The sequence below is a fragment of the Acinetobacter sp. IK31 genome, from assembly GCF_035615195.1.
Taxonomy (GTDB): Bacteria; Pseudomonadota; Gammaproteobacteria; order Pseudomonadales; family Moraxellaceae; genus Acinetobacter; species Acinetobacter calcoaceticus_C.
Map to the genome: position 1 here is coordinate 376,720 of NZ_JANBOB010000033.1, position 6,500 is coordinate 383,219.

Consider the following 6,500-nt stretch of genomic DNA (forward strand, 5'->3'; position numbering starts at 1 on the left):
ATTGAAAAACCTATTCTTAAACATTCAATTGTTTTTGTAAAATATTAATCCACGCCAAACTACTTGATTCGCATTGGTCGAGTACGCGTTCAAAGCCTTCAGCGCCACCATAATAAGGGTCAGGTAAAGCTTGTTGCGGATATTCAAGATCATGCTCGCTCATTAACGCTACTTTTGCACGAATTTGATGTGTACCAAACTGAGAAACCGCACTTTGTAGCATGTCATGAATATCATCAAAGTTTTGATGATCCATTGCCAAAATTAAATCAAACTCTAAAAAGTCTTGAGTTGAAAGCTGTCTTGCACGCAATGAAGATAAGTCATAACCTCTTTTTTTAGCGTGCAGCTGACTACGCTGATCTGGTGCTTTGTTTGGATGATAATTACTCGTTCCAGCCGAATCGACAAATATATTGAGTTGATGTGTATCACAATAATGCCTAAAAACTACTTCAGCCGTGGGAGAGCGGCAAATATTTCCTAAACAGACACATAACACCTTATATTGTGTTTTCATTAGAAATTACGTCCAATCATTTGAATTACATAGAAATAAATATGGTGCATGCAGAATCCTGACAAAACTATAAATTATTGTCAGAATTGAATTGACCATTGTGACGTGATGCATTTTGTCAAAACTCACATGGCTTGAAAAGGAAAATAATGTTTATCAATAGATTAAAAGTTGATAAATCAGTCGACAAAGTAGCTGATCTTCTAATTTTCAGGAAAATAATAAAGCCCTCTGAAAAGGGCTTTCGCACAAAGGAATAACTTTTTTATATTATTTTTTCCTGTTCATTCCACTTTCGTTTACACGTAAAAAAGCCTAATTATTCTAGGCTTTTTGGTAGGTAATTTGAGGACAAAATCATTTATTTAAAAAGTTTATCCGTCATTTTTCTATCAACTTTACTACGATGTCCATTTTCAAAGTATCGGTCGACATGACATAGTTTTGTTTTTGTATCACAGAACACGCCATTTGAGAGTGTGAATGCAGAAGTATCAAAGTCGCCTTGAGAGAATGCTTTATTCGCTTTGTTAGTTCCTAAATATTTGGCTGTAAGTTTTTTAGATACACCCTTCTTGTCAGCACAGATATATTTGTCACAAATTACACCATTTTTAGGTGAATAGACGCTAGAGCTGGTTTTCGCCATTGCTGCTGAGCTAAGCATTAAACAAGAGCATCCAATAAGACTAAGTACAGTTTTAGAAATTTTCACTTTTGAACCGAATAAAATTATAAATTGTCAGGGCATTATATGAATTAGTAGTCTTCAGGAAAATCTACCAAACAGTATAAATAACAAAAAGCCCACCTTTCCATAAACATTTAAATACCTTGCGGATCTCTGTCTACATTCCCCCTACTACCGTGTGAAAGTAGTGCATATCTCATACAACACTCAACATAATCACTTCAGAACTACTTTATTTTAAAGTGTCTTATGCTAAGTTAATTAAAGATTGAATCTTATAGAACCGTTCAACAATAATGTTCAAAAATAAGGGAATAATGTATATGAGCCATTTTCAATTTCAAACCGTTCCAAATATCATCTCAGGCTTAGGCTCTATACAAGAATTACAGAATGTTTTAGCACAAAAAAGTTACGGTAAATTATTACTGGTGACCGATACAGGAATGATCAAAAATCAATTACACCTCCCCATTCTTCAAATTTTAGATAAGCTTAATCTTGATTATGTCGTTTATGCCGATGTTCAGGCTGACCCACCGGAACAAGTGGTATTAGATGCAGCCAATTATGCAAAGCAGCAAAATGTAGATGCCATTATTGGTTTTGGTGGTGGTAGTTCTTTAGATGTTGCAAAAGTAATTGCTTTGTTGGCACACCCCGACCAAACTCAAAGTTTGCAAGAGATGTATGGTGTAAATCAGGTAACCACCGCTCGTCTTCCACTTATTTTAATTCCAACTACAGCGGGTACAGGCTCGGAAGTCACTCCAATTTCGATTGTCACAACGGGTGAAACCACTAAAATGGGGATTGTCTCTCCAGTGCTTTATGCAGATACAGCAATTCTTGACGCGACCTTTACTCAAAATTTACCCGCTCATATTACTGCTGCAACGGGTATTGATGCGATGGTGCATGCCATTGAGGCATATACCTCTAAACATAAAAAGAATATTTATACCGATATTTTAGCCAAACATGCTTTGAAATTACTGAACCATAATTTGCCTAAAGTGCTTAAGAATGGAAATGACCTCGAAGCAAGGCAAAACATGCTTTTCGGTTCTATGCTTGCAGGTCAGGCATTTGCTAATTCTCCAGTTGCCGCTGTGCATGCTTTGGCTTATCCACTCGGTGGGCATTTTCATTTATCGCATGGGCATACCAATGCCTTAGTATTGGTTGAAGTCTTAAAATTTAATACGCCAAATGCCAAACAATATTATGCAGAGCTTATGCAATGGCTAGACCCATATAGTAATGGTAGCACTGACGGTTTATGTGACTTGTTTATTGATCATATGCAAAACCACTTAGACCGCAGTGGTTTGACTTTAAAACTTAGAGATTTGGGTATTGAAGAGTCCAGTTTACCTAGGCTTGCGCAAGATGCCATGCTACAAACCCGCTTACTGCAAAATAACCCACGTGACATGACAGAAGCCGCTGCTTTGGCAATTTATCAGGCGATTCATTGATGACTAAACACGTTTTAAAAACCCGTGATCAATTTAAGTTCTTCTTAGATATTCAAACCCGCTGGGCAGACAACGATATCTACGGTCATGTGAATAATGTGACTTACTATAGCTATTTTGATACGGCAGCAAATGCTTTACTCATTCAAAAAACAGGTTTTGATATTCATCAATCACAATCAATTGGCTTAGTTGTCGATTCAGCTTGTAGTTTTCTTCAAGAATTGTCATTCCCAGAAATTATTCAAGTAGGCGTTGCGATTGGTAAAATCGGTAACACTTCACTGCGTTATGAATTGGCAATCTTTAAACAAGGTCAACAACAAGCTTCAGCCCAAGGACATTTTGTACATGTGTTTGTTGACCGTGAAACGCGTAAGACCGTTCCAATTTCTGAGTCTACTCGTAATATTTTAGAGAAATTTTTATTATAAAAAATGAGGCAAAAAGAAAATAAGCTGCTCTTTTTGCCTCATCATTATTTAGACCATTGCTGGATCACTAAATGAGTCCTCACCCGTTTCAACCCGACCAGCAAAACGTCGATAATAAGACACATCACTTTGGCATGTGATCTCAAAATCGTACCAATGTCCAACCTCAGCCAAAGCCCAATGTTGCTTAACGACTTGACTCGCTTTTACGGTAAGTTGTAACGGAGCATCTTGTCGGTATGCACAAGGTTTTACAGTCAATATTGCATCCTTAGTCCCATCATTCATCAGCTCTACATAGACATCACCATTAGCAATGTCATAACACACTCGAATTTCAGGTTTAATTCCACTATCGACAATACGTTGAGTATCTCCTTTAAAGTGACGATGATAACCATTTGGGCCCAAAACCCATAGGTCATAACGGCCTAAGTTATCTTTTAAAGCATCCCATTCATCATCTAAGGTTTTATTCGGCTCGACAATATAACGCTTTGGAATACGGTCGAGATTGAGCTTGTCATATACATGAAAAACCGCCGCTTGCTGCCCCGTATTAGAGAAAATCAATTGCACCTTACCATCCGCTTTACAACGTGCACTCGTATGCAGCTCATAAGGCAATGCGCGTGACAGACGTATACCACTTTGCTGAATCGGTAATTTGCTATCTGTTGGTACTGGAACAGCAGGCAAGGCTTCTTGATGCTCTCTTAACTCATCTGCTTGTAAACGTGTTTGTTTTCCATTGAGCTGTGGTAGAACATCTGCATTTGGTGTTTTAAAATTAAATGCGCTGGTTAAATCACCACACACTGCACGGCGGTATGGACTAATATTCGGCTCTTTTACACCAAATCGTTTTTCTAAAAACATCAGCACGGACGTATGGTCAAAAACTTGCGAGTTGACCCAACCACCGCGGCTCCATGGAGAAATCACATATAACGGTACACGAGGACCCGGACCATAAACTTGTCCATCAGGTGTAGGCTGAGAATGGCTTCCCTCAGGCGCAGCATGATCAAAATATTCGTCCTGCATATCAGCACTGCTTAATGTCGATTTTCCAGCATACTGACCATTTTTAAGACGAGATGGCGCTGATGGTGATGGCATATGGTCAAAGTAACCATCATTTTCATCAAAATTGATAATCAGTGCTGTTTTACTCCAAACTTCTGGTACAGCAGTTAATGCATCAATAATTTCTTGAATAAACCACGCCCCTTGAACTGGGCTTGAAGGGTCTGGATGTTCACAGTAAATTGACGGCGCATTAATCCAAGAGACTTGTGGCAATTTCCCTTCACGAATGTCTCGTTTAAAAGCGTCGAGATATTCTTCTGGTTTATTGCCCGGTAAAGTATTTGCGATGCCCTTATATAATGGATTTTTGGCATTATCAGTCGCAGCATCATAAGCTTTATATGGTAACTTTTGACCTGTATCGGCATACGGTTTGTTTGGTTCACCACCACTTGCAACCGGATAACCAGATGCGATATTTGCCTTTCTAAATGAGCGGAATGCACCAAGCATATTATCGCCCCATTCATCTGGCATATTTTGATAACAAATCCAGTTTACACCGGCTTCTTCCAAACGTTCTGCATAAGTCTTCCACGTATAACCACGATCTGCCGTAGCTGGGTTACCATCAATCCAGTCCCATTCATTATTTACAAATGATCGCTTGGTTGGTGTTGCCCCATTTGTACCTGTTAAGTGAAAAGACCGATTCGCATCTGTTCCAGTGTGCATAGAGCAATGGTAGGCATCACAAATCGTAAAAGCATTTGCAAGTGCAAACTGATATGGAATTTCTTTTTCTTTAAAATAGCCCATTGATATATCGGTTTTATGGGCTGGCCAATTCGCCATACGCCCATTGTCCCAAGCCAACTGACTGTCATTCCATGTATGTGGCGTACCATCTGCACGCTGTGCATTATTGGCTGTACCATCTAAATGAAATGGCGTTAAAACTTGCCCATTACTTCTGAGTTGTTCCCATACATAGCGGCCGCTTGGTAAAGGAATCGTAAAACGATCAGCAAAACCTCGAACGCCTTTTAATGTTCCAAAATAATGGTCAAAAGAACGGTTTTCCTGCATTAAGATAATGACATGTTCGACATCTTGAATTGTGCCTGTTTTATTGTTTGCAGGAATTGCCAAAGCTTTTTGAATACTAGATGGGAAAGCTGCCAATGCCGCAGCACCAAAACCCATATTTAAAGAGTAATTTAAAAATTTACGACGTGTAATCATGATCAGGTTCTTTTTATTATTTAAGTTTATGGAGCACAGCGCATTACAGGCTTTTTACCTGTATCTGGTGTATTTGAATTATCATTTGACGAGTCGTTACAACCACTCAGCAAAAGTGCGCTGATCAATAAAAAATATGAATATTTAAAAGAAGTTATTCCTGCGTATTGCCTTTTCATATCTATGTTCAATCCATTTAGAATCTAAAATGGCTAACATAGAAAAGTACAATGACAGTGACGTGACCTGAATGTTTCAATCCCGTGAAAAAGCATGGAATTGTATAATTTCCAAGCTCATCACAGGACTAAAAAGTTAAGGCTTTAATTGAATATTTTGTAATTCGCCATCAAAGGTCTCTATGAGGCTTTTAATGACTGGCTGCTGTTGTAATAACTCAGCTGCTCTTTGAAAGGCTTTTTCTTTACGCGCACTTTGAATGATATATGGTGTAGCCGTATTTACAGCACCATATTCAACTGTAAATTGGGTATCAGGCCATTGCTCATTTAATGCATCAATAAGACCTTGTTGTAATTGAGTCAACATATTTTCATATTCTTGAGGAATATGGAAAACTGTATTGCCACCAATTTGACCTGTCATCACGCCATGCTGAGCAAGCTCTTGAACAGCTGGAGAAAGTTGACTAGTTCTAAACCAATATTCCCATTTTGCTAGTGTCCACTCGCCTTCTAAGGTTTGCGTGGTTAGCTTCAAAATGTCTTGAGGCATAAGCTGCCCGTTATCAGTTGCACTAATTTCTTTTACAACTGCAACCTTCTCAATCGCATCTGGGGTTTCCACCAGTAACGGTTGCTCGACAACAGATTCTAAGGCTAAATCATCAGTAACGGGCGTATCTTGGGCAATTGAAAAATCAGTGCTAGGCGCTTCAAATAAACCTATAGGCTCAGCAGTAAAAGCTGGTTCAGGTTCAATATTTTTAGCGATGGTTTCAGCCTGAACTTGTACTGACTTTTGTTCTGGTACAGGAATAAAATCTTCCTCCAAAACATTACTTGTTTCTTGAACAGATGCTGACTCAAATCCGATTAACTCATGATGACTTGGATCAAATACCATTAAATCCTGAT

At 38.6% G+C, this 6,500-nt stretch carries 5 protein-coding genes and 1 pseudogene; 2 read left to right on the top strand and 4 right to left on the bottom strand.

Annotated elements, in window-relative coordinates; translation table 11 throughout:
* Positions 1-16: 16 nt before the first annotated feature.
* Together MSG66_RS18645 and MSG66_RS18650 are read right to left on the bottom strand one after the other, a co-directional pair.
* Positions 17-520, bottom strand: a complete 504-nt coding sequence (locus MSG66_RS18645) for a low molecular weight protein-tyrosine-phosphatase (protein ID WP_202741791.1) — start codon at positions 518-520, stop codon at positions 17-19.
* Positions 521-881: 361 nt separating this feature from the next.
* Positions 882-1,187, bottom strand: a complete 306-nt coding sequence (locus MSG66_RS18650; protein ID WP_324654875.1) for a YcgJ family protein — start codon at positions 1,185-1,187, stop codon at positions 882-884.
* A gap of 347 nt (positions 1,188-1,534) precedes the next feature.
* On the opposite strand from MSG66_RS18650, the gene MSG66_RS18655 reads away from it, so the two are divergent.
* Together MSG66_RS18655 and MSG66_RS18660 are read left to right on the top strand one after the other, a co-directional pair.
* A complete protein-coding gene (locus MSG66_RS18655) occupies positions 1,535-2,692 on the top strand; it encodes an iron-containing alcohol dehydrogenase (protein WP_324654876.1) in 1,158 nt (385 codons plus the stop codon).
* Positions 2,692-3,126: a thioesterase family protein gene (locus MSG66_RS18660; protein ID WP_324654877.1), complete on the top strand. Its 435-nt coding sequence runs from the start codon at positions 2,692-2,694 to the stop codon at positions 3,124-3,126. The genes MSG66_RS18655 and MSG66_RS18660 overlap by 1 nt, the downstream gene beginning before the upstream one ends.
* 48 nt (positions 3,127-3,174) lie before the next feature.
* Here MSG66_RS18660 and MSG66_RS18665 read toward each other — a convergent pair whose 3' ends face one another.
* Positions 3,175-5,403: a phosphocholine-specific phospholipase C gene (locus MSG66_RS18665; RefSeq protein ID WP_324654878.1), complete on the bottom strand. Its 2,229-nt coding sequence runs from the start codon at positions 5,401-5,403 to the stop codon at positions 3,175-3,177.
* 315 nt (positions 5,404-5,718) lie between these two features.
* A pseudogene (locus tag MSG66_RS18670) lies at positions 5,719-6,500 on the bottom strand (DNA polymerase III subunit gamma/tau); the annotation flags it as partial.